The organism is uncultured Pelagibacterium sp. (assembly GCF_963972885.1).
GTDB classification, from domain to species: Bacteria; Pseudomonadota; Alphaproteobacteria; order Rhizobiales; family Devosiaceae; genus Pelagibacterium; species Pelagibacterium nitratireducens.
Window position 1 is genome coordinate 1 of sequence record NZ_CAXAXY010000041.1, and the last position, 23,984, is coordinate 23,984.

At 62.4% G+C, this 23,984-nt stretch carries 23 protein-coding genes, 1 tRNA gene and 1 pseudogene; 19 read left to right on the forward strand and 6 right to left on the reverse strand.

What is annotated here, in order from left to right:
* The 5 genes and pseudogenes from AACZ55_RS08635 to AACZ55_RS08655 all read right to left on the reverse strand — a co-directional run.
* A pseudogene (locus tag AACZ55_RS08635) lies at window positions 1–599 on the reverse strand (galactose mutarotase); the annotation flags it as partial.
* Window positions 600–660: 61 nt separating this feature from the next.
* Window positions 661–4,017, reverse strand: coding sequence for an error-prone DNA polymerase (locus tag AACZ55_RS08640; protein ID WP_339645251.1), 3,357 nt, complete (start codon window positions 4,015–4,017; stop codon window positions 661–663).
* Entirely contained in the window at window positions 4,014–5,570 is a 1,557-nt protein-coding gene (locus AACZ55_RS08645; protein ID WP_339645254.1) for a DNA polymerase Y family protein, read from the reverse strand. The genes AACZ55_RS08640 and AACZ55_RS08645 overlap by 4 nt, the downstream gene beginning before the upstream one ends.
* Entirely contained in the window at window positions 5,467–6,246 is a 780-nt protein-coding gene (locus tag AACZ55_RS08650) for a DNA repair protein (protein WP_339645257.1), read from the reverse strand. The genes AACZ55_RS08645 and AACZ55_RS08650 overlap by 104 nt, the downstream gene beginning before the upstream one ends.
* Window positions 6,247–6,317: 71 nt before the next feature.
* On the reverse strand, window positions 6,318–6,845 hold the full coding sequence (locus tag AACZ55_RS08655; protein WP_339645260.1) for a gamma carbonic anhydrase family protein: 528 nt from the start codon (window positions 6,843–6,845) through the stop codon (window positions 6,318–6,320).
* Between the two features lie 142 nt (window positions 6,846–6,987).
* On the opposite strand from AACZ55_RS08655, the gene AACZ55_RS08660 reads away from it, so the two are divergent.
* Window positions 6,988–7,983 (forward strand): ligase-associated DNA damage response exonuclease, encoded by a 996-nt coding sequence (locus AACZ55_RS08660; protein ID WP_339645262.1) that lies wholly within the window; start codon window positions 6,988–6,990, stop codon window positions 7,981–7,983.
* On the forward strand, window positions 7,980–9,557 hold the full coding sequence (locus tag AACZ55_RS08665) for a cisplatin damage response ATP-dependent DNA ligase (protein WP_339645265.1): 1,578 nt from the start codon (window positions 7,980–7,982) through the stop codon (window positions 9,555–9,557). Before AACZ55_RS08660 ends, AACZ55_RS08665 begins: the two co-directional genes overlap by 4 nt.
* Window positions 9,558–9,729: 172 nt before the next feature.
* On the opposite strand, the gene AACZ55_RS08670 is transcribed toward AACZ55_RS08665, so the two are convergent.
* Window positions 9,730–9,819 (reverse strand) — tRNA-Ser (locus tag AACZ55_RS08670).
* A 121-nt stretch (window positions 9,820–9,940) separates the two neighbouring features.
* Between AACZ55_RS08670 and AACZ55_RS08675 the strand changes: the two genes are divergently transcribed.
* From AACZ55_RS08675 to AACZ55_RS08755, 17 genes are all read left to right on the forward strand, one after another.
* Entirely contained in the window at window positions 9,941–10,363 is a 423-nt protein-coding gene (locus tag AACZ55_RS08675) for a gamma-glutamylcyclotransferase family protein (RefSeq protein WP_339645267.1), read from the forward strand.
* A 23-nt stretch (window positions 10,364–10,386) separates the two neighbouring features.
* Window positions 10,387–11,079: an MBL fold metallo-hydrolase gene (locus AACZ55_RS08680; RefSeq protein ID WP_339645270.1), complete on the forward strand. Its 693-nt coding sequence runs from the start codon at window positions 10,387–10,389 to the stop codon at window positions 11,077–11,079.
* Window positions 11,080–11,313: 234 nt separating this feature from the next.
* The gene (locus AACZ55_RS08685) at window positions 11,314–11,994 is read left to right on the forward strand and encodes a 50S ribosomal protein L21 (protein WP_339645273.1); all 681 of its coding nucleotides are present in this window, start codon (window positions 11,314–11,316) and stop codon (window positions 11,992–11,994) included.
* Window positions 11,995–12,027: 33 nt separating this feature from the next.
* On the forward strand, window positions 12,028–12,294 hold the full coding sequence (rpmA, locus tag AACZ55_RS08690) for a 50S ribosomal protein L27 (protein WP_338608557.1): 267 nt from the start codon (window positions 12,028–12,030) through the stop codon (window positions 12,292–12,294).
* Between the two features lie 114 nt (window positions 12,295–12,408).
* Window positions 12,409–12,954, forward strand: a complete 546-nt coding sequence (locus AACZ55_RS08695) for a GNAT family N-acetyltransferase (RefSeq protein ID WP_339645276.1) — start codon at window positions 12,409–12,411, stop codon at window positions 12,952–12,954.
* Between the two features lie 2 nt (window positions 12,955–12,956).
* Entirely contained in the window at window positions 12,957–13,505 is a 549-nt protein-coding gene (locus AACZ55_RS08700) for a GNAT family N-acetyltransferase (protein ID WP_339645279.1), read from the forward strand.
* On the forward strand, window positions 13,502–14,545 hold the full coding sequence (gene obgE / locus AACZ55_RS08705; RefSeq protein ID WP_339645282.1) for a GTPase ObgE: 1,044 nt from the start codon (window positions 13,502–13,504) through the stop codon (window positions 14,543–14,545). Before AACZ55_RS08700 ends, obgE begins: the two co-directional genes overlap by 4 nt.
* Window positions 14,545–15,687: a glutamate 5-kinase gene (proB, locus tag AACZ55_RS08710; RefSeq protein WP_339645285.1), complete on the forward strand. Its 1,143-nt coding sequence runs from the start codon at window positions 14,545–14,547 to the stop codon at window positions 15,685–15,687. The genes obgE and proB overlap by 1 nt, the downstream gene beginning before the upstream one ends.
* Before the next feature lie 61 nt (window positions 15,688–15,748).
* Window positions 15,749–16,990 (forward strand): glutamate-5-semialdehyde dehydrogenase, encoded by a 1,242-nt coding sequence (locus tag AACZ55_RS08715; RefSeq protein ID WP_339645307.1) that lies wholly within the window; start codon window positions 15,749–15,751, stop codon window positions 16,988–16,990.
* Entirely contained in the window at window positions 16,987–17,622 is a 636-nt protein-coding gene (locus AACZ55_RS08720) for a nicotinate-nucleotide adenylyltransferase (RefSeq protein ID WP_339645288.1), read from the forward strand. The genes AACZ55_RS08715 and AACZ55_RS08720 overlap by 4 nt, the downstream gene beginning before the upstream one ends.
* A gap of 202 nt (window positions 17,623–17,824) precedes the next feature.
* Window positions 17,825–18,217 (forward strand): ribosome silencing factor, encoded by a 393-nt coding sequence (gene rsfS, locus AACZ55_RS08725; RefSeq protein ID WP_338608551.1) that lies wholly within the window; start codon window positions 17,825–17,827, stop codon window positions 18,215–18,217.
* An 18-nt stretch (window positions 18,218–18,235) separates the two neighbouring features.
* Window positions 18,236–18,721, forward strand: a complete 486-nt coding sequence (gene rlmH, locus AACZ55_RS08730) for a 23S rRNA (pseudouridine(1915)-N(3))-methyltransferase RlmH (protein ID WP_339645292.1) — start codon at window positions 18,236–18,238, stop codon at window positions 18,719–18,721.
* A gap of 46 nt (window positions 18,722–18,767) precedes the next feature.
* Window positions 18,768–20,141, forward strand: coding sequence for a peptidoglycan DD-metalloendopeptidase family protein (locus tag AACZ55_RS08735; protein ID WP_339645296.1), 1,374 nt, complete (start codon window positions 18,768–18,770; stop codon window positions 20,139–20,141).
* Window positions 20,141–21,505, forward strand: coding sequence for a S41 family peptidase (locus AACZ55_RS08740; RefSeq protein ID WP_339645299.1), 1,365 nt, complete (start codon window positions 20,141–20,143; stop codon window positions 21,503–21,505). Before AACZ55_RS08735 ends, AACZ55_RS08740 begins: the two co-directional genes overlap by 1 nt.
* A gap of 125 nt (window positions 21,506–21,630) precedes the next feature.
* Window positions 21,631–22,767 carry a divergent polysaccharide deacetylase family protein gene (locus tag AACZ55_RS08745; protein WP_339645302.1) on the forward strand — a complete coding sequence of 379 codons (1,137 nt, stop codon included), beginning with the start codon at window positions 21,631–21,633 and terminating at the stop codon, window positions 22,765–22,767.
* Complete coding sequence (locus tag AACZ55_RS08750; RefSeq protein WP_339645304.1) at window positions 22,764–23,300, forward strand: RNA pyrophosphohydrolase; 537 nt, start codon at window positions 22,764–22,766, stop codon at window positions 23,298–23,300. Before AACZ55_RS08745 ends, AACZ55_RS08750 begins: the two co-directional genes overlap by 4 nt.
* On the forward strand, window positions 23,297–23,983 hold the full coding sequence (locus AACZ55_RS08755) for an aspartate/glutamate racemase family protein (RefSeq protein ID WP_338608545.1): 687 nt from the start codon (window positions 23,297–23,299) through the stop codon (window positions 23,981–23,983). Before AACZ55_RS08750 ends, AACZ55_RS08755 begins: the two co-directional genes overlap by 4 nt.
* The last annotated feature ends 1 nt before the right edge of the window (window position 23,984 follow it).

Sequence of the window (23,984 nt, forward strand, 5' to 3'; positions counted from 1 at the left end):
CCCTCCCCGAGCTCGGTATAAGCGCCGGCGACAAAGGACAGGCGATGATCGAGCACATCGCCTCTGCCCATCAGGTTGAAATAATTGTGCTGGACGATATTGACCGGGGTCGGCCGGTCGGTTTCGGCGGCAAAGTCGATCTCGAGCCGGTTGCCGGTCAGGGTATAGGTGACGGCGATTTCGAGATTGCCCGGATAGCCCATGGCGCCATCGGGGCTGAAAAGGGTCAGCCGGACACTGTTCTCGCTTTCCTCGGCAATCTGCCATATCTGCAGCGCCAGGCCCTCGGGGCCACCGTGAAGCTGATTGGCCCCCTCATTGGGCGGCAGATCGTAGACCGCACCGTCGAGGGTAAATCTGGCGTCGCCGATCCGGTTGGCCACCCGGCCGGCAATAGCGCCGAAATAGGGGCTGTGATCGCGGTAGAACGATATATCGTCAAACCCCAGAACCACCGGCCGCAACCCATTACCGACCGGCACCCGCCAGTCGCGGATCAGCGCGCCATAGGTGAGAAGACAAATCCGAACCCCGGTGGCCGAGGTCAGAACCACCTCATGAACCGCCTGTCCGTCGATTGATCCAACCACCCGTGCCATTGTTCACTCCCTGAATGTGCTGCGCAGCTTTAACCGCGCCGTCATCGGCATGCCACACCAATCAATGGAAATCACGCGATTTGGGCACCACGCGCCTGTTGCGCGGGTGGCCATGCAACCGTTGCGGCACGGGATGGGTTGCCTCATCGGCCCGCGTCAATTGCGGGTTGGCGCGGTGCGACGTCGCCAGGGAATCGAGCAGGTCGGAGCGGTCATAGACCGCGCTGGCGATCACATGGATCACGCCTTCCTTGCTCTTTTGCAGCTGCCCCTCGATCACCGCGAGGCGCGACGCCATGATTTCGCGGCGGTATTTTTCAAACCGGGAGGCCCACATCAGCCCGTTGGCAATGCCGGTTTCATCCTCGAGGGTCATGAAAATCGCATTGCCCTTGCCCGGCCTTTGCCGCACCAGAACGATACCCGCCACCTTGACCGTTTTGCCATCGCGCACCTGGTCGAGCCCCCTGCAACTGAGCACACCCTGGGCAGAAAACTGTTCGCGCAGAAACGCCATCGGGTGGGCCTTGAGCGAAAGCCGGGCAGTCTGGTAATCGGCGATCACATGTTCCGGCAGCGCCATCTCGGGCAGGGCCATATCGTCTTCCTCCCCCAACTCCTGACCCTGGGCAGCGGCGAACAGGGGGAGCGGATCGTCCTGCGGCAGGCGCCTGACGCGCCAGGCTGCCTCGCGCCGGTCGAGCCCAATGGTTCCCATGGCGTCGGCATCGGCCAGAAGCGTCAACGCCCGCACCGGAACGCCCGAGCGCTGCCAGATATCTTCTATCGAGCCGTAATTTTTCTCCCGCCGGACCACCAGCTTTTCGCTCCAGTCTTTTTTGAACCCGTCGATCTGGCGAAACCCGATCCGCAGGGCGCAATAGGGGTCCGGCGTCTCTTCGAGCCCATTGTCATGGGTGCTGCAATTGGCATCGACCGGCCGCACCTCCACCCCGTGCTCGCGCGCATCGCGCACGATCTGGGCCGGAGCGTAAAACCCCATGGGCTGGGAATTGAGCAGCGCGCAGGCAAAGACGTCGGGGTAGTATTTCTTGATCCAGGCGGAAACGTAAACCAGCTTGGCAAAGCTGGCCGCGTGGCTTTCGGGAAAGCCGTAATCGCCGAACCCCTCGATCTGGCTAAAGCATCGCCTGGCAAAGTCCTCGTCATATCCACGCGCCACCATGCGGTCGATCATCATCGTCTTGAACTGGCCAATGGTGCCGTTGTGGCGGAACGTGGCCATGGCCTTGCGCAGACCATTGGCTTCGTCGTCTGTGAATTCGGCCGCCACCATGGCCAGTTGCATGGCCTGTTCCTGAAACAGGGGAACACCCTTGGTCCGTTCCAGAACAGTACGCAATTCGTTGGGGTCATGGGGCGGTTTCGGCGCGGGATATTCGACATCTTCTTGTCCACTGCGCCGCCGCAGATAGGGATGAACCATGTCGCCCTGGATCGGGCCTGGCCTGACGATCGCCACCTGGATGACAAGATCGTAGAACACTCTCGGACGGAGCCTGGGCAGCATGTTGATCTGCGCCCGGCTCTCGACCTGAAAGACCCCGATGGAATCGCCTTCGCACAGCATGTCGAAGACGCCCTCGGCGTCATCATCGGTGGCCTTGATATCAGCCAGCCCCAGCGTCGTGTCGTAATGTTTGCCGATCAGCTCGAACGCCTTGCGGATGCAGGTGAGCATGCCCAGGCCGAGCACATCGACCTTGAGCATACCCACCCGATCGATATCGTCCTTGTCCCATTCGATGAATGTTCGATCCTCCATCGCGGCATTGGCTATGGGGACATATTCATCGAGCCGGTTCTGGGTCAGGATGAACCCGCCCACATGCTGGGAAAGATGGCGCGGAAAGCCCAAAAGCCGCGTCGCCAACTGCACGGCGCGCACGATGTCGGGATTGGACGGATCGAGCCCGGCCTGCGCGATATGTTTTTGTGGCAGCCCTTCCCCGCTCCAGCTCCCCCATACTGTCGAAGCGATGCGCGAGGTGATGTCTTCGGTCAGCCCCAGCGCCTTGCCCACCTCGCGGATGGCCGAACGCGGGCGATAGCTGATCACCGTCGCCGCGATTCCCGCCCGGTGCCGGCCATAGGTCTGATAGATATGCTGGATGATCTCCTCACGCCGCTCATGCTCGAAATCCACATCGATATCGGGTGGTTCGCCCCGGTTTTCCGAGAGAAACCGGGCAAACAGCAATTGATGTTCGGCCGGGTCCACCGCCGTGATGCCGAGAACGAAACAGACCGCCGAATTGGCCGCCGATCCGCGTCCCTGACAGAGAATGTTCTTGCTCCTTGCCACCTCCACGATATCGAAGATGGTGAGGAAATAGGTGGCGTAGTTAAGCTTCCCGATCAGCGCGAGTTCGCTTTCGATCTGGGCTCTGACCTTTGCGGGCACACCGTCGGGATAGCGCAGTTCCGCCCGCCGCCAGGTGATTTCCTCGAGCCATGCCTGCGGAGCCCAGCCCTTGGGAACCGGCTCTTCGGGATATTGATAGCGCAACTGATCGAGCGAAAAATCGATGGTCTGCAAGAACATTTCGGTCTGGGCGATGGCTTGCGGGCATGGGTGAAACAGCCTCTCCATTTCCCCCGGCGTTTTGAGATGGCGTTCCGCATTGACCTCCAGTCGCGTGCCGGCCGTTTCAATGGTTACACCCTCCCGGATGCAGGTGAGGATATCCTGCAGGTCGCGCTGCCCGGCCGCGTGATAAAGCACATCATTGGTGGCGATCAGCGGCACCCCATGGGCCTGGGCCAGAAGCCGAAAGTGATGGAGACGCCGCAGATCATTGCTCTTGTGGCCCATGCTCACCCCCAGCCACAGGGTTGCCGAAACCCGCGAGAGTTCCTTGAGAGCCCTGTCCAGACCCGATTGGTCGTCACCAGGCATCACGATCAGGCTCAGCCCCGACGCGGCGAAAACCAGATCGGCAAGCACAAGGATGCACTCGCCCTTTTTCGCCTTGCGGTTGCCGCGCGTCAAAAGCCGGCACAGCTTGCCCCACCCCTCCAGATCCTGCGGGTAAGCGATGATGTCGGGCGTTCCATCCGAAAAGACCAGACGGGCACCCACCGCGAGCTTGAAATTTTTCGCGCGCGCCTGCAGGTCGGCGAGGGTAAAGGGAAAATCGAGGTCGGGATGCCGGTCCACCAGCACATATTCCCCCGGCCCCGACCCTTCGCGCACCTTGTCGACAAGTTTTACGCCCTTGCGCAGATCTTCGAGCGCTCCAAAGGCGCGCACCACCCCGGCCACCGAATTGCGGTCGGCAATGCCGATCCCCTTGTGGCCGAGCAGCAGCGCGGCCAACACCATGTCCTGAGCGTGCGAAGCGCCGCGCAGAAAGGAAAAATTGGTGGTCGTCGCCAGTTCCGCATAAAAGCTCATGGGAACACCCCATGCAGATACCAGCGCACCGGCTTGGTGCCGATGCCGTAAAACCCGTACCGGAACACCCAGAACCGGTGCCCGGCCGCATCCTCGATGCGGAAATAATCGCGCGCCCGCGTATCGCTGGTTTTGCGCCACCATTCGGGCGCTATGCGCTCGGGACCTTCGGCCGAAACGATATCGAACCAGGCCCGCCGCCACAAAAACCGGCGTGGTGGCCCATGGGGAACTTCGGCGATTACCTCGATGAGAGGCGGCGGGTAAAAGAGAAACAGGGGCCGGGCCGGAACCCCGAACGGGCCGGCCTGCCGCCATGCCGCGCTTGGGGTTTCATCCGATATCGCCGGGATGGAGCGCGCCGCCCGTTCGGGCAGGTGGCTGTCATTGGCAACAAAGCGCTGCACCGCGTCCGCGCCGAACCGCGCACTGAGCCGATCGATCAGATCGCGCACTTCGACTAAGGCCATTGCCCTGCCGTCGAGCCCGCCCTGCACCGCGGCCATATCGTCGCCCGCCAGCACCGAAAGCCTAATCATGTCGAACCCGAAACCCGGATCGATCGGGTCGGCCAGGGCATCGAGCCGCATGTTCAAAAGCCGCGTGAGCGCCCCCGCCTCCTTGAGCGGCTGCCCCGAAAGCACCTCGATGCGGGTGACCTTGCCATCGGCGCGAAAGAACGCGGCCTCGAAACACCGCCCGCCCTGTCCGTGACGATCCAGACTCCTGCAAAGGTTTTGCGACAGCGTGGCGAGAGCGGCGACGATATCGTCCATGAGCCCGATGGGATCGGCAAAGCGCTGTTCGGCCATAAAGTCCGGCAAGGGACGGCGTGGGGTGATCGGCCGGTCGATCTCTCCAATCAGTTGCGCGAGAGCCGCCGTCATTGCATCCCCGAACCGCGCCGCGAGCGGCTTTCTGGGCCGGGCGGCAAGGTCGGAGATCGTGGTGAGACCGGCCCGGCGCAGGCCGGTAGTGGTTTTTTCCCCCGATTCGAGCGCCTCGACCGGCAGTCCGGCCAGAGCATGCGCCTCGCCCCCGGGCTCAACGATCCCGCCCCTGCCGAACCGGGCCAGCGCCCTGGCCGCGCGCGCCGTTCCGGCAACACCGATGCGGGTTGCAAAGCCCTGGGCTTTCAAACGGGTTTCCATATCTCCGACCAGTTTCGCCTCTCCGCCAAACAGATGGGGCACGCCGGTAATGTCGCACACGATGGAATCGGGCGGCTCGGTGGCAACGAAGGGACTGTAGCGATCGCACCAGTCGGCCAGCTTTTCGAGAAGTTCGGCATCGGCGGTCTCGTCGTGCTCGACGATTTCCAGGTGTGGCACCCGCGCCTTTGCGTCGGCAAAGGCAAGGCCGGGCCTTAAACCCTGCCGGCGGGCATTGGCGTCGGCCCCCACCAGAGCCAGGATATTGCCCTTGCGGGCAACGACCACCAAAGGATGATCACCCCGTTTTTGCCCAGAGAGCCGAACCAGTCTGTCGGTCACGATAAGGGGCAGCCACAGCGCCAGATAGCGCCTGGGCTTGTGCAAATCCAAGGGTTTCATGGTTCCATTCCAGATTCCAGCTCGAGCCGGACGGCCCGCTCTTCTGGCGAAGCAGGCGAGCGCAAAGCGTGGCCCGCCCCGGCATGCCGAGGGGATCGGAGGACGGGGCAGCCTTAACCTGCCAGCGCGTTGCGGCAGCACTCGGCTCGGGCGCGCTCATCACCCGCAAAACCAGCCCCGTGACCCCGCTTTCCTGCGCGGCCAGCGACAGCCTGCGGCTGGCGGTGAGATCGAGATGTTTCGACGTCCCCCAGCTTTCAAAAATCACCGCTCCCAGTCCCCGACACCGCAAGGCTTCAAGACTGGCCCGCAAGCCATCGGCGACATCGTTTACATGCACCACGAACAGCTTATCGCCCGCCACGCCCATTTCGGCGAACCCCTGAGCATAAAGCGCGCCCGCCTCCATCTCGCTGCGCCTGTGCCGTATCCAGACCAGCGGCGCCTGGGGCGCAGCCCGCAGGCTGATCCCGGTCACAAATCCTGCAGCCGCCGCAATATCGAAGGCCTGGGCAGGGTAGATTTCATGCACGGCGCCCCGTGCCAGCCCGCCCCCCAAAGCGTCATCGACCGGGCCGGCGCCCAGAGTGAAGACGCCGTGCCGCCCGGTCTCGCCGAAGGGATCGAGACTGGCCAGAGCCTCCCGCAGCACACCGATCTGGCGAGCTTTGTTCATGGCTCAATGTTCCTATTTTGTTCTATTTGGACTCAGATCGAACCAAGAGTCAATCGGGTCTCTGCGCCGCCTCATTTGAGGAAAACGGCGCTGTCGCGGTAGCGGGCCGATTTTTCGACATAAGCTTGCGCCCCCTGGGAAAGCCGCCCGATCTCCTCGTCCGAAAGCGCCCGCACCACGCGCCCGGGCATACCCAGAACCATCGATCCATCGGGGATGTCCATGCCCTCGGGGATCAGCGCCTTGGCCCCGATCAGGCAGTTGCGCCCGATTCTGGCCCCGTTGAGCACCGTCGCCCCCATGCCGATCAGGCTCCCATCGCCGATGGTGCAGCCATGAAGGCACGCCAGATGCCCGATCGTGCAGCCTTCACCGATTGTCAGCGGATAGCCCATATCGGTGTGGAGCACCGCATTGTCCTGCACATTGGAATTGCGGCCCACGCCGATCCATTCATTATCGCCCCGCAGCACCGCGCCGAACCACACGCTCGCCCCTTGTTCGAGCCGCACCTTGCCGATCAGCATCGCAGAGGGCGCCACATAGCCCGCATCCCGCGCGATCTCGGGCGCCTGCCCTTCAAACCCGATAAGACTCATGCCCGCTCCCTTTCCCGATATGCCATGCTAGAGCCTGAACCGAACCCGGTCGACCTACGTTTAAGGAACAGGCCGTGTAAACAATTGCGCGGTCGTACAATTTCCCACCGCGCCAAGCCAGTTTCGCACACAGGCCAGGATCATGACCCAAGTACTCGATCGCAATCTCCATATCCGGCGTATCGATACCTATGTCGATCCCACGCTCCCCCGCGAGCGGGCCATCATCACCCACGGCCACGCCGACCACGCCCGCTCCGGACACCAAAAGGTGCTCGCCACCCCCGATACCATCGCCATCATGCAGACCCGCTACGGCAAGGATTGCGCCGGCAGCTTCCAGTCCCTCGATTTCGGCCAACCGCTAAAAATCGACGATGTCACAATCACGCTCTATCCCGCCGGCCACATTCTGGGTTCGGCCCAGGTGCTGATCGAACAGGACGGCCAGCGCGTCGTGGTCACCGGTGATTACAAGCGCCTGCCCGACAAGACCGCCCAACCCTTCGAACTGGTCCCCTGCGATCTTCTGGTCACCGAAGCCACCTTCGGGCTGCCCGTTTTCCAGCACCCGCACCCATCCGAGGAAATCGCCAGGCTTTTCAAATCGCTCGCCGCCCATCCCGAGCGCGCCCATGTGATCGGCGCCTATGCCCTGGGCAAGGCGCAACGGGTCATCGCCCTGTTGCGCGATGGCGGCTATGACGCCCCGATCTACCTCCATGGCGCCATGCAACGCCTATGCGATCTCTATGTCGAACGGGGCATCGCACTCGGCGAACTCCGCCACGCCACTGACGCGTCAAAAGACGATCTGGCCGGCGCCATCGTCATCGCCCCGCCCTCCGCGCTCAAGGACCGCTGGAGCCGCAGGCTGCCCGATCCCGTGCTCGCCATGGCCTCGGGCTGGATGAGCGTCAAGCAGCGTGCCCGCCAGCGCGGCATCGAACTGCCACTGGTCATTTCCGATCACGTCGATTGGCCCGAACTGACCCAGACCGTCACCGAATCCGGAGCCCGGACCATCTGGGTCACCCATGGCCGCGAGGACGCGCTGGTCTATTGGTCCCGCCAGCAGGGGCTTGCCGCCGAACCGCTCAACATCGTGGGCTATGAAGACGAGGAGCAAGAGCAATGAAACAATTTGCCACCCTGCTCGAAACCCTTGCGCTGACCCCCTCGCGCAATCGCAAGATCGAAGCGCTGGCCGCCTATTTCCGCGACACGCCCGACCCCGACCGCGGCTATGCCCTGGCGGTTCTGACCGGCGCGCTCAGCTTTACCCACGTCAAAGCCGCCCGCCTCAAGGAGGTGGTTCTGGCCGAAACCGACCCGCATCTTTTTGCGCTGAGCTATGACTATGTCGGCGATCTGGGCGAAACAATCGCGCTGATCTGGCCCCACAAGGGCGGCGCGCGCGAACTGCCATCGCTCTCCGACCTCGTCGAGCTTTTAAACACCACCCCCAAATCCGAACTGGCGCTGCTGATCGCCGAACTTTTGACCAGCGCGCAGATCAACGAGCGCTGGGCGCTGGTCAAACTGGCCACCGGAGGCCTGCGTATCGGGGTGTCCGAGCGCCTCGCCAAGACCGCCCTGGCCGAAATGAGCGGCACCGATCTAAAGGACATCGAGGAAATCTGGCACGGCATCAAGATGCCCTATGGCGATCTTTTCGCCTGGCTCGAAGGCCGAAAACCCAAACCCGAGATCGACCACACCGCCCGCTTCCACCCCCTCATGCTGTCCAACCCCATCGACGAGGAGAAAGATTTTTCCAACCTCGACCCCGCCGATTTCGTCGCCGAATGGAAATGGGATGGCATAAGGGTGCAACTGATCCTCGGCGAGGGCCCGGCATCGCTGTTTTCCCGCACCGGCGAGGACATCGCACCGGCCTTTCCCGACCTTGTCGAAAACGTCTTCGGGCATGGCGTGCTCGATGGCGAATTGCTGGTCGGCACCGATTTCGAGCCGGCCCCGTTCAACGCGCTCCAGCAGCGCCTCAACCGCAAATCGGCCACCGAAAAGCTGATCGGCGAACACCCAGCCTTTGTCCGGGTTTATGACATGCTGTTCGATGGAAACGACGATATCCGCGCCCTCCCCTGGATTGACCGCCGCGCCCGGCTCCAGGATTTTTTCGCCGGCCAGACCCAGACCCGGCTCGACCTTTCGCAACTGCTCGCTTTTTCCGATTGGGAGCAATTGGGCGCCATCCGCCGCCAGGGTGCCGATGAAAACGGCCATGAAGGCGTGATGATCAAGCTCAAATCCGCCCCTTACGTCCCCGGCCGCCCCAAGGGCAACTGGTTCAAATGGAAGCGTGATCCGAACCTTGTCGATGCCGTGCTCATGTACGCCCAGCGCGGCCACGGCAAGCGCTCGTCCTTTTATTCCGACTTCACCTTCGGCGCCTGGCGCGGCAACGAGCTGGTACCCATCGGCAAGGCCTATTTCGGCTTCACCGACGCCGAATTGAAAGAACTCGACAAATGGGTGCGCGCCCACACCATCGCGAGTTTCGGACCGGTGCGCGAAGTGGAAAAATCCCTCGTCTTCGAAGTCGCCTTCGACAGCGCACAGGCCTCCACCCGCCACAAATCCGGCGTCGCCCTGCGCTTCCCCCGCATCAACCGCATCCGCTGGGACAAGCCCGCAAACGAAGCTGCAAATGTCGGCGAGGTCGAGGCCCTGATCCCCGCCACATGAAACCTGGGCCGGACAAGTGCCGCCGCCAGCTTTTTGGCCGCGCCGTCGCTGGCCCGAGCGAGGTGAGCAACAGGCGTGCGACAAAAGGAATGGCGGAACGCGACTGCGCGACCGGGCTTTCGCCCGCCCCGCGGGGGCGTTGAACGAAGTGAAACTGCCATGAGCGAAATAGTGGCGGAGAGGGAGGGATTCGAACCCTCGGAACGCTCGCGCGCTCAACGGTTTTCGAGACCGCCCCGTTCGACCACTCCGGCACCTCTCCGTCTTGGTGTCGCGGCAATCGCTCGCCGCTGGGTCGTTGGGTGGGCGCTATATGGCATAGGGTTGATTGGCCCGCAACACCTTGTTTTGAATTGTCGCCAACCCTGATAGATCACCTTTCCATGAACGCGACCGAACTTGTCCTTTTTGTCTATGGCACATTGCGCGACCGGGAAATTCTCGAAGGCGTTCTGGGGCGGGCTGTGGCGCAGGACGATCTGGCTGAGGCCCGGGCCCATGGATACCGGACCGTCTATTATCCCCAAAGGCTCTATCCGGCGCTCATTGGCGGCGGGGAATGGACCCGGGGGCGCCTCATTTCCGGGCTCGGGCAGACCGACATCGCGCGCCTCGACGCATTTGAAGGCGCTGAATACCGGCGCGGCGAAATCGAAGTAACGACGGAAGATGGAACCGTGATGGCCCAGACCTATTTCCCGGCAGGACAAATCGGCCCGGACAGCCCCCGCTGGTCGTTTGAAACCTGGACCCGTCTTCACAGGCCCGAGACAATCGGGCGCTACCGATCGGAAGATTTTCAGTAAACGCACGCAAAAGGGAGAGCCCAATGACACAGCGCGATACATACCAGACCGCCGCCGGGCCGCTGGCCATCACCCCCATCCACCACGCAACCTTCGTCATGGAATGGAACGGCGAGACCATCTATTGCGACCCTGTCGGCGATAAGGCCCGCTTTGCCGATTTCACCGCACCGACCCTGGTCATGCTGACCCACCATCACGGCGACCACCTCGGCCTCGAGACACTCGGTGCCGTCATGGGAAAGGACACGCACATCATCGCCCCGAAAATCGTTTGCGATCAGTTGCCCCAGGACCTCCTCGCCCGCACAACGCAGATGGCCAACGGCGAGCTGACCCGATGGCACGACATCTCCATCCGGGCCGTGGCGATGTACAACACGACGCCCGACCGCCAGAAATACCATGAAAAGGGCGTCGGAAACGGCTATCTCTTCGATTTTGCCGGCACGACCGTCTACCTCGCTTCGGACACCGAACCGACCGCGGAAATGGACGATCTGGGCAAGATCGATATCGCGTTCTTTCCCATGAACCTGCCCTATACCATGACCCCCGATCAGGTGGTGACCTGCATCGAGAAAACCGCGCCGCGCTACGTCTATCCCTTTCACTATCGCTTTCCCTTCGACGAACCGGCCAAGGAGCCGTCCGATTTGACCGCCTTGATGCCCGAGGGTTCAGGGACCGAAATCGTCGAACGGGACTGGTATTAGAGGCTGCGCAAGGGTGGGGCAGGCCTTGACTCCGGACCCGTTTGCCCCGATAAGCAGCTCCGAATGCGCATGGGCCCTGCCCGTGCGCCATTTGTTTTGTTCAAATACGCTGCCACAGGCCGCCCGCCGGAACATCAGTCTCCGGCCAGCACAAAGACCGCGGAAACGGGCATCATCCGCGGCGCCGTAAGGTGCGAAAACCAAGGGAACCGGGTGAAAATCCGGCCAAGACATATGTTTGCAGTCATCAAGACCGGTGGCAAGCAGTACAAAGTTGCTGCCAATGATCTGGTCCGCGTCGAAAAGCTCGCTGGTGAAGCCGGCGATGCCATCACCTTCGAAAACGTTCTCATGGTTGGCGCCGATGCCGACGTCACCCTGGGCACTCCGCTCGTTGATGGCGCGCTGGTGGCCGGCGAAGTCGTCGAGCAGTTTCGCGACAAGAAGGTCATCGTTTTCAAAAAGAAGCGCCGCCAGGGCTATCGCCGCAAGAACGGCCACCGCCAGGAACTGACCCTGGTCCGCATCACGGAAATCCTGACCGGCGGCGCCAAGCCCTCGGGCAAGAAGGCCGCCGCGCCCAAGAAAGCCGCAAAGGCCGAGACTGCCAAGGCTGAAGCCAAGCCTGCCAAGGCCGAAGCCAAGCCGGCCAAGGCTGAAAAGACCGAAGCGGCGCCCGCTGCCGACTTCAAGGACGACATCAAGCTGATCGGCGGCGTTGGCCCCGCGCTTGAAAAGAAGCTCGCTTCGGCCGGCATCACCAGCCTGACCCAGATCGCCAAGTGGACCAAGGCCGATATCGCCAAGTTCGACGAAGAGCTCGACTTCAAGGGCCGCATCGAGCGCGACGAATGGGTCGACCAGGCCAAGGAACTGATCGCCGGCAAGCCCCCGCGCGCCAAGGCCGACCAGTAATCGCGACACAGACAAATTCGAGGATTTTGAACCATGGCACATAAGAAAGCAGGCGGCTCATCCCGCAACGGTCGCGATACAGCCGGCCGCCGCCTCGGCGTCAAGAAGTTCGGCGGCGAAGCCGTTATCGCCGGCAACATCATCGTGCGCCAGCGCGGCACCAAGTGGCATCCGGGCTCCAATGTGGGTCTGGGCAAGGACCACACCATCTTCGCCCTCGTCGATGGCAAGGTGACCTTCGCCACCAAGTCGGGCGGCAAGAGCTTTGTTTCGGTCGAGCCACTCAAGGCTGCTGAATAGATCGGCAGACCGCTCGAAAGAGAACTGCCGGAGACCTTCTCCCCGGCAGTCAGATCGAATATGGATCAGGGGAGCCGGTCGATGGCTCCCCTTTTTCGTTGCCGGGACAAAGTGATGGACACCCAAGCGCTCAGGAGTGCAATGCCGGATCGGATAAGGACCGAACGCCTTGTCCTGCGCGCGCCCTGCCGCGCCGATATTTCGGCCATTGCCACACTCGCCGACAACCGCAAGATCCACGCAATGACCACCTTGCCCTATCCTTACAGCCGGCACGATGCCGAAGCGTTTGTCGAAACCTTCGCCCGGAGCGAAGCCGAGCACGCCTACGCCATCGCGCTGCCCGACGATGAGCTGATCGGGATGGTGGGCCTGCATCTCGATCCCGGCGCCGACCCCGAGATCGGATACTGGCTGGGGGAGCCCTATTGGGGCCGGGGCTATGCGACTGAAGCCGTTGGCGCGCTTATCGATGCCGCCCGCGGCACGGGCCAGTGCACAACGCTGCGGGCCAAAGCCCGAAGCGAAAATGCCGCCTCCCGCGCCGTCCTTGAAAAGCTCGATTTCAGATATGTCGGCGAAACGGTTTCCGGTTGCGGTCCGCATAAGGACGTTCCGGTTGCGAGCTATGAACTGACCAAGTCTTTCGGAACGCCCTGACCATGGCCGAACAGCCCGAAATCGTGACCCAACGCCTGATCCTGCGCCGCCCCCGGCTGCGGGACGCACCCCGTATTGCATCGCTGCTCAACAATTTCGAGGTGACCAAGAACCTGGCGCGCGTGCCCTACCCCTACACCATCAACATGGCCGTGGATTGGCTGATGCGCCAGAAAAAGGAGTGGTCCCCCGATTCGATCACCTTTGCCATTTGCGAACCCCGCCATGGCCTGATGGGCTTTTGCGGCATGCACAAGGAAGGCCCTGACGCCGAAATCGGATACTGGCTGGGCCAGCCCTATTGGGGCAAAGGCTATATGACCGAAGCAACGGCGGCCGTCATAGACTGGTATTTCTCGACCACCGGCACCGACCGCCTGGTCTCGGGGGTTTTCCATTTCAATGCGGCCTCGCTTGCCATCCAGAACAAGCTCGGCTTTGTCCAGACCGGCATCGGCAAGCGAATCTGCCTTGCCCAGAACACCGACATCGACCATATCGAAACCGAACTGACACGGGACGCCTTCGAAAAGGCGCTTGAAACACTATGAAATTTCTCGACCAGGCCAAGGTCTATATCCGCTCGGGCAATGGCGGGGCCGGCTCGATCGCCTTCAGGCGCGAGAAATTCGTCGAATTCGGCGGCCCCAATGGCGGCAATGGCGGACGCGGCGGTGATGTGCTCGTCGAGTGCGTCGACGGCCTCAATACCCTCATCGACTATCGCTATCAGCAGCATTTCAAGGCTGGAACCGGCAACCATGGCATGGGCCAGGACCGCACCGGTGCCGATGGCGCCGATATCGTGCTCAAAGTGCCGGTCGGAACCCAGATCTTTGAAGAAGACGGGGAAACCCTGATTGCCGATTTCACCGAAGTCGGGCAGCGCCAGACCCTGCTCGAAGGGGGCAATGGCGGCTTTGGCAACGCACATTTCAAGACCTCCACCAACCAGGCCCCGCGCCGTGCCAATCCCGGACTTCCGGGCGAGGAGCGGTGGATATGGCTCCGGCTCAAGCTGATCGCCGATGCCGGCCTGGTGGGACTCCCCAATGCGGGAAAATCCACGTTTCTGTCCGCCGTTACGGCCGCCAAACCAAAGATCGCCGATTACCCCTTCACCACCCTTCACCCCGGCCTTGGCGTGGTCCGCGCCGGCGCGCGTGAATTCGTGCTTGCCGACATTCCCGGCCTGATCGAGGGCGCCTCGGAAGGCGCCGGGCTGGGCGATCGGTTTTTGGGCCATGTGGAACGGTGCGGCGTGCTGATCCATCTGGTCGATGGCACCCAGGACGATGTGGTTGGCGCCTACGAGACGATCCGCAGCGAGCTCGAAGCTTATGGTGGCGGGCTGGTCGGCAAGGAACAGATCCTCTGCCTCAACAAGATCGACGCCCTCGACGAGGAAACGCTTGCCGAGCGCAGGGCCGCGCTGGAAAAGGCATCGGGCGGCGATGTGCTGGCCATTTCCGGGGCAACCGGAAAGAACGTCGAGACTGTGCTCTATGCCGTATTGGACGTGCTCGATCACAACGCCGAGAACGACGCGCGCTCGTCGCGGACCGAGCCCGGGGACAAATGGGTGCCCTGATGCAGTCCCAGGCTCTCGATACGCAAGACGCATTGGCAGGATACAGGCGGCTGGTCATCAAGATCGGCTCTGCCCTGCTCGTCGATGACAAATCGGGAAAATTGCGCACCGAATGGCTTTCGGCCCTGGCCAGTGACATTGCCGCCCTCAAGGCCGAAGGGCGCGACGTGGTCATCGTATCCTCGGGCGCCATCGCCCTGGGCCGCCGCATTCTGGGCCTGCCCGGCAAGGCCCTGCCGCTCGATCAGAGCCAGGCAGCGGCGAGCGCGGGCCAGATTGCCCTGTCCCAGGCCTGGGCAAGCCATCTGAACGCACACGACATCACCACGGGCCAGATTCTGCTCACACCCAATATCACCGAGGAGCGGCGCTATTTCCTCAATGCCCGCACCACGATCAACACCCTTCTGGGGCTGGGCGCCGTTCCGATCATCAACGAGAACGACTCGGTTGCGACCTTCGAAATCCGCTATGGTGACAACGACCGGCTTTCGGCCCGCGTCGCCACGATGATCGAAGCCGATATGCTCGTCCTGCTCTCCGATATCGACGGTCTCTACACGGCACCTCCGGCGCACAACCCCGATGCGCGTCATATCCCCCATGTCGCCGAAATCACCCCCGAGATCGAGGCGATGGCCGGCGGCGCGGCAAGCCACCTCTCGCGCGGCGGCATGACCACGAAACTGGGTGCAGGCAAGATCACCGCGAACGCGGGAACCGCAATGATCATTGCGCTCGGAACCCGACTGCATCCGTTGCGCGCTCTTATCGAAGGCGGCCGGCACACACTCTTTGCTCCCGCGACCAACACCACGGCGGCACGCAAGCGCTGGATCATGGGAACGCTCGAAGTGACCGGACAGATCACCATCGATGACGGCGCCGTGCGGGCGCTCAAATCGGGGCGCTCCTTGTTGCCCATCGGTGTCGTCAAACTGCGCGGCGATTTCGTGCGCGGCGATGTCGTGGCGATCCACGATCTTGAAGGTCGCGAGATTGCCCGTGGCCTGGTCGGCCTCGATCGCGACTCGGCCGATCTGGTGATCGGCAAGAAAAGCGAAATGATCAAGGATATGCTCGGTCCCTCGACACGCACCGAACTTGTGCATCGCGACAATCTCGTGCTTTTGAGCCAATAAAGAAAACCGGGAGGCAATCTTGAGCGCAGCCGCACCCAAAACCGACGCCCTTGAGGCGACCATGAACGACCTCGGCCGTCGGGCGCGCAAGGCCGCCTCCATTCTGGCGCACACAGCGAGCGACAAAAAGACCGCTGCCCTGCGCGCCGCCGCCAGGGCCATTGACACCAGTCGCGCAAAAATTCTGGCCGCCAACGCCACCGATCTCGAAACGGCGACGTCCGGCGGCATGAGCGCTGCGTTTCTCGACCGCCTGAGGCTCGACGATGCCCGCCTTGATGGCATCATCTCGGCACTCGAAACGGTGGCCGACCTGCCCGATCCGGTCGGAACGGTGATCGCCAACTGGCAGCGTCCCAACGGGCTCGACATTTCCCGTGTGCGCACGCCGCTGGGGGTGATCGGTGTCATTTTCGAATCTCGGCCCAATGTGACAGCCGACGCCGGCGCGCTGTGCCTCAAGGCCGGCAATGCGGTGATCCTGCGCGGCGGATCGGACAGCTTTCACTCTTCGCGCGCCATTCATGCCTGCCTTCTCGAAGGTCTCAAATCCGCCGGCCTGCCCGAGGACGCCATCCAGATCGTCCCGACCACCGACAGGGCGGCCGTGGGCGAAATGCTCAAGGGTCTCGATGGCACGATCGACGTTATCGTGCCGCGCGGCGGCAAGGGCCTTGTGAGCCGCGTCCAGTCCGAAGCCCGCGTGCCGGTCTTTGCCCATCTCGAGGGCCTTGTTCACGTCTATGTCGATAAAAGCGCCGATCTGGGCATCGCCGTCAGCGTGATCGCCAACGCCAAGATGCGCCGCACCGGCATCTGCGGCGCCGCCGAGACCCTGCTGATCCACAATGACGTCGTTGCGACCCATCTCGAACCCATAATTGCCGCCCTGATCGAAAGGGGCTGCGAAATTCGCGGCGACGAGACCGTGCGCGAAATGATTACTGCGGCCGGCCCTGCCACCGAGGACGATTGGCGCACCGAATATGAGGACGCCATCATCTCGGTAAAAATCGTTGCCGATGTGGACGAGGCGATCGCCCATATCGAGCGCTATTCGTCACACCACACCGAGGCGATTATTGCCGAGGACGGGCAGGCGGTCGAAAAATTCTTCAACGAAATCGATTCGGCGATCCTCATGCACAACGCATCGACCCAGTTTGCCGATGGCGGCGAATTCGGCTTTGGCGGCGAGATCGGCATCGCCACCGGCAAGATGCACGCGCGCGGTCCGGTGGGCGTGGAACAATTGACGAGCTTTAAATACCTCGTTCGCGGCACCGGGCAGACCCGGCCTTGACCGACCGTCTCGTTGTTCCCGGCATCACCGATCTGCCCCCCTCGGCGCCCGGCATGCGCATCGGGCTGTTTGGCGGCAGTTTCAATCCGCCCCATCAGGGCCATGACCTCGTATCGCGCGAAAGCCTCAAGCGGCTCGGCCTCGATGCCGTCTGGTGGCTGGTGACGCCGGGCAATCCTTTAAAGGACCGCACCGAACTCGCCCCGCTCCCCGATCGCGTCCGAGCGGCGCGCGTGCTTGCCGATCACCCCGCCATCCGCGTCACTGGCTTTGAGGCCGCGCACGGCTTTACCTACACATATCAGACCCTCGATTATCTCACCCGCACCCTGGCCGACCGGCGCTTTGTCTGGATCATGGGGGCTGACAGTCTCTCGAGCTTTCATCGCTGGGAGCGCTGGGAGGATATTTTCGCCCTCGTCCCGATCGCGGTTTACGTCAGGCCCGGCTCCACCCGCCGCGCGCCCTTCTCGAAAGCCGCGCTGCGATTTGCCCAGTCGCGTCTCGATGAAAGCGATGCGCCGCTTCTCGCGACAGCCCAACCACCCTCCTGGGTGTTTCTCCATGGCCTGATGAGCACATTGTCATCGACCCAGTTGCGCAATGGCGCACCGAAGGATCAGCAGCCCTGACATTTGGTTACCGTCTCATTAACGACATTAACCCATGATCGATATTGGACCATGCTGGCCCTTGGCAAAGCGCCGTGGCGCACGCATATTGGTTCCATGCAACCGATAACGCGTTGCATGTGTTTATCGACAAGCTGACACAAGGAAACCGAACAGGCTTGATGACCCAAAAAATGCCCCAAAGGGTGGAGGACCACGCTTGATGGCTCCCACGCCCAGCAAGTCGGTATCGGGCGATGCCGCAACCAAGGCCGCTCCCCAGGTCCCCGTTCTCGACCTGATCCTCGCATCGCTCGACGATGCAAAGGCCGAAGAAACGATCTCCATCGACATCACTGGAAAATCCTCACTCGCCGATCATATGGTCGTGACGTCGGGACGCTCCAACCGTCATGTTGCAGCGGTGGCCGACCAATTGGTCCAGGCGCTCAAGGAACATGGCCACGACAAGCCCCGGATCGAAGGACTGCCGTCCGCCGATTGGGTTCTGGTCGATGCATCCGATGTGATCGTGCACATTTTCCGCCCTGAGGTTCGCGAGTTCTACAACATCGAAAAGATGTGGGCTGCGGATTTCGGGACCGATACGCACTAGCAGAGCCAAACGGTTCGCATGCGTGTTTTGATCGTCGCGGTCGGGCGAATGAAAGCCGGACCGGAGCGCGAACTTGTGGCGCGTTATCTCGACCGCGCCACCGCCAGCGGCAAGCCACTCGGGCTTGCCGATTTCTCCGTCATCGAGCCTGGTGAATCCCGTGCTTCGAGCGCCGATGCGCGCAAGGCTGAAGAAGCCCGGGCCATTCGCGCCGCCATCCCTGAAAAAAGCGTTGTCATCGCCCTCGACGAACGCGGCAAATCGATTGCCAGCGCCGACTTTGCGACCCGCATTGCCGATTGGCGGGACATGGGCAAACCGGCACTCGTTCTTGTGATCGGTGGGGCCGACGGCCTTGCGGCCGACCTCCGCGATGCGGCCGACCTTGTGATCTCGTTTTCCGCAATGACCTGGCCGCACCAGCTCGTGCGCATCATGGCGGCCGAACAGCTCTATCGCACGACGACAATTTTGTCCGGCCATCCCTACCACCGGGGCGATTGATGGCGCCGTCTCTGCTATGGTCCGGGCTGATTCGGAGTTTGCCGGTTTGAGCCTGCCTGTGGGACCTTTCCTTAAGCCTTCTTTGCCCATTTTGCGGGCCGTCCTTGCTGTCCTGGGACTGGCGCTTGTCCAAACCGCGGCCCCCTCCCACGCCCAGGAAGGCGAAATCCCCGCCGTCGAGGACGTTCCCGCACAAGAGCTCGAGCAGACCACCCAGTCGGTCCAGGGCGATCTTGAAAGTGTCCGCGGCGAAATCGATCTCAGCGAGGAGCGCATAGAGGCGATCCGGGCCGAAATCGAGGCACTTGACGGCGATGCCACCCAATTGGGTGCCGAGTTGATCGCTGCGGGACAGCGGGTCGATCTGGCCGATGAGGACATCAGGCTGATCGAAGAACGGCTCGAGGCCCTTTTTGCCTCCGAGCAATCGATCCGCGCCCGCCTTGACGGCCATGACCGCTCGATCTCCAATCTTCTGGCCTCCCTGCAGCGCATTTCGGCCCAGCCGCCTCCAGCCATCATCGTCGATCCCTCCGACGCACTGGGATCGGCCCGCGCGGCCATGTTGCTCGGCGCGGTATTGCCTCAGTTGCAGGAACAGGCCGAAACGGTCACCGAAAGTCTTACCGAGTTGATCGCGCTCAAACAGACCGCGCTCGCCGAGGCTGAGCGGCTCAATGCCAATCTCACCACGCTCAATGAAGAGCGCCTGCGCATCGCAACCATTATCGAAGCCCGGTCCCAGGGGCTCGAATGGCTGAGCGACGATCTGCTGCGCGAGGAGGCCGAGGCCCAGGCTCTGGCCGACCGGGCGACATCTCTCGAACAATTGATCTCGGGGCTGGAGAGCCGCATCACCGCCATGACAGCGGCCGATGAAGCCACGCGGGCGGCCAATTCCGGCCAGCGCGTGCCAACGCTCGATCCCGAAACGCTCCGGCTCGCCTTTGCCGATACAGAGCGCACCGAACCGGCGGTTCCCATAGCATCCGCAAGGGGTTACCTCAGCGCGCCCGTCGCCGGGACAACCCTTACGACCTACGGCGCCGCCGACGGTTATGGCGGGCAATCGAAGGGCATGACGATCGCAACGGCGGACGGCGCCTCGGTTTCGGCACCGGCCGATGGCTGGGTGGTTCACTCCGGGCCGTTCCTCAATTACGGCCAAATCGTCATTCTCAATGCAGGCCAGAATTATCTGGTCGTTCTGGCAGGACTTGATTCGATATCGGTCGAGCCTGGCGACTTTGTCAGGATGGGCGCCCCCCTTGGAACCATGGGCAATGCGCCGAACCTTGAAGCGGGTGCTGGAGCTTCGGGTCCTGCGCTGTATATTGAACTCAGGGAAGGTGGCATTCCCATAGATCCCGAGGGATGGTGGACAGCCCAGTCCCCACAACAGGAAAGTGGAACGAGCTGATGGCGTTGGTATTCAAGCGGGCTCTGATCGTTATGTTGGCGATCGCCGCGAGTGTAGGGCCGGTCACGGCTCAGTCCGAGCAGACCCAACTCGAACAGGAAGAGCTCTATCGTCAGCTCGAACTGTTCGGTCTGGTTCTCGATCGCATTCGTGACGAGTATATCGAGGCACCCGACGAGACCGAACTGATCCGCGCCGCCATTCAGGGCATGCTGACCTCGCTCGACCCCCACTCGGCCTATCTTTCACCCGAAAGTTTTGCCGACGTGCGCGAGGACACGTCGGGAACCTTCGGTGGCCTGGGGATCGAAGTGACCATGGAAGAGGGCGTGGTCAAGGTCGTTACCCCCTATGACGACAGCCCCGCCTCGCGCGCCGGCATCCTTGCCAATGATTACGTTGTCGAGATCGACGGCCAGCAGGTCATGGGCATGACGCTCGACGATGCCGTCGAATTGATGCGCGGCGAAGTGGGCACCGACGTCGATGTGGTGATTTCCCGCGACGGCGCCGAGCAGCTCATCGAATTGACCCTGACGCGCGACATTATCTCGGTCTCGGCAGTCCGCTGGAGCATGGAACGCGATGTACCGCTGATCCGGCTCTCGCGATTCTCGGGCCAGGCCTATAGCGGGCTGACCGATGCGATCCAGGAGGTCTTCGAAGAAAATGATGGCCAAGCTCCAGAAGGCATCATTCTTGACCTGCGCAACAACCCCGGTGGCCTCGTCGACCAGGCACAGTTTGTGGCCGACGCCTTCCTCTCAGAGGGATCGGTGGTGCTGACCCGCGGTCGTATCCCCAACCAGAATTCGCGCTACGATGCCAGCGCCGACGAAATCGATGCCATGCTGACCGACGTGCCGATCATCGTGCTCATCAACGGCGGATCGGCCTCGGCTGCTGAAATCGTCGCCGGGGCGCTGCAGGATCAGGGTCGCGCAACGCTGGTGGGCACACGCTCGTTCGGCAAGGGCTCGGTGCAATCGATCATTCCACTGGGCTTTGATGGCGCAATGCGGCTGACCACGGCCCGCTATTACACGCCCAACAACCGCTCGATTCAGGCGCTCGGGATCACGCCCGATATCGAAGTGCTCCAGGACGTGCCCGAAGAATTTCAGGGCCGCGACCTCCTGATCGGCGAAGCCGGTCTGGCCGGACATATTTCAGGCGAGGCCGAAGAAGAGGCAACCGTTGGGTCCTCGGTTTACGTTCCCGCCGAACGCTCCGAGGACAATCAGCTCCAATATGCGATCGATCTCATATTGGGTGAGGCCGAGGACCCGGCCTTCCCGCCCAATCCCGATGCCATCATCGCGCAGCAGCAGACTGATGAAGCCGAGGTGACTGAATCCCAATAGCCTGTACTATAGCTCGGTTTGACCCTGTGCCGGCCCGATTCGCGGGCCGGCCCCGATGACGCCCGCGGTACGGGCAGCACTGCGAACGGTGGACATACATTGCGAGCTTGGGGACCAGCCGCATCATGACTGACGAGTTGAGCAGACCGCTCGGCCGGAAACGCCGCGACCATCCTCGCCGATGGCTGGGACTGCCCTGGGGCCGCATATGTGCGGCTCTTGTCGTCCTTGCCGGCCTTGGTGTCGGCGCATGGATCGTGCTTGTCGATGATCCGCAGGGAGGCAGGCCGGTGGCCGATGCCCCCGTCAGCCTCGAACCCGAACCGAACCCGGTCGCAGAGGAAGTCGCCTCCGACCCTGCGCCGACAACCACAAGTCCTGCCGTGACCAATGGTCCATCGATCATCACGCTGGGCGAAGCGCCGCCCGCGCCGGACCTGGCCGGAGCGCCGGCAGGCGATCTCGCACAGGATTTGTTCGAGATGACCGAAAACGGGCCCCTTCCCAGAGTCAGCAGTTCAGGTCTCAAACCCTATGAGGCCTATGCCCGCCCCTCGATCTCATCCCAGGCCGCCGGGGGCCGCAAGCTTATTGCTGTCGTCGTCTCCGGGCTCGGGTTGAGCGATCCCACCACCCGCGAAGCCATCAATGCCCTTCCGGGCACGGTAACGCTCGCCTTTGTACCCTATGGCAGCAATCTCGAAACGCTGACCGATATGGCGCGGGCCGATGGCCATGAAATCATGCTCGAAGTTCCACTCGAGCCGTTCGATTACCCCCAGAACGACCCGGGACCCCACACCCTGCTCGTCGAGCAACCGACCCGCGACAACCTCGAAAAGCTCTATTGGCTGCTGACGCGAATGACCGGCTATACCGGGGTGATCAACCATATGGGTGCGCGCTTTACCGCCTCTGCGGCCGATTTCTCGCCAATCATGGAAGAACTCGGCATGCGCGGCCTGGCCTATCTCGACGATGGCAGCTCCAACCGCTCGGTCGCGCCGCAACTGGCTCGCCAGAACGCCGTCCCCTATGCCCGCGTGGACCGCGCTATCGACACCAACCCTTCTCAGGCATCCATCCTTGCCGAACTCGACAATCTCAAGAGGGCGGCCGACGAGCGGGGCAGCGCCATCGGCATCGTTTCGGCTCTGCCGGTGTCGATCCGCACCCTGTCCGACTGGGCCGACGCGCTCGATCAGGAAGAGTACCTCCTCGTCCCGGTCAGCGCCCTTTCCTCCATGGAGGCAACACAATGAACACGGCGCCCAATCGTGCGCAAATGCCCTATCGCGACTGCGTCGGTATCGCACTCTTCAACGACCGCGGGCAGGTTTTCCTGGCCCGGCGCATTCTCACCCCCGGCCCGGACACCTCCGAAGTCGACGCGCCATGGCAGATGCCCCAGGGCGGGATCGATGACGGTGAAGATGCGTTGCCCGCAGCCTATCGTGAACTTTACGAAGAGACAGGCATCCGCACGATACGCCTTCTGGCCCAGGCGCCAGACTGGATCCACTACGACCTCCCCGACGAGGTCCTGGGGATTGCGCTCAAGGGCAAATATCGCGGCCAGCGCCAGCAATGGTTTGCCTTTTTGTTCGAGGGCGAGGAAAGCGAGATTACGCTTCTGCTCGACAACCCCGGCATCGATCCCGAATTCGATGCCTGGCGCTGGGAAGATTTCGACAAGGTCGCCGATATCATCGTGCCCTTCAAGCGTCCGGCCTATCTCGAGGTGCACAAGGCCTTCGCGCACATACCGGGCCAGATCCGGGCGCAACGGGCGTGAAGACGATCGGACTGATCGGCGGCATGAGCTGGGAGTCCACAGCTCAATACTACGCCCTCATCAACCGCGAGACCGCAAGGCGACGGGGCGGGCTGCATTCGGCAGCCATCGTGATCGACTCGCTCGATTTCGCCGAGATCGAAGCGCTCCAGGCCCAGGGCGATTGGGCAGGTGCCGGCGAGCGCCTCGCCGCTTCCGCCAGACGGCTCGAGGCCGCGGGCGCTCAATTGCTCGTGCTGGCAACCAATACCATGCATATCGTGGCACAAGACATCCAGGCGGCGACGACAATCCCCTTCCTGCATATCGCCGATCCCACAGCCGACGCGCTCATCGAAGACGGGGCGAAAACGGTTGGACTGCTGGGCACACGGTTCACCATGGAAATGGATTTCTACAAGGACCGGCTGCGCCAGCGGGGCATCGAGCCAATCGTTCCCGAGGTCGACAGGACCAATCTCGACGGCATCATCTACAATGAGCTCTGCCGTGGCATCGTCAGCGACGCTTCGCGCGACACATATGTTGCGGCCATCGAACGGCTCGGCGCACGCGGAGCCCAGGCGATCATCCTGGGCTGCACCGAACTCGGACTGCTCATTTCAGACGATGACAGCCCCCTGCCTCTTTACGACACGACCGCCCTTCACGCCGCAAACGCGGTAGCGCAAGCCCTCGATTGAT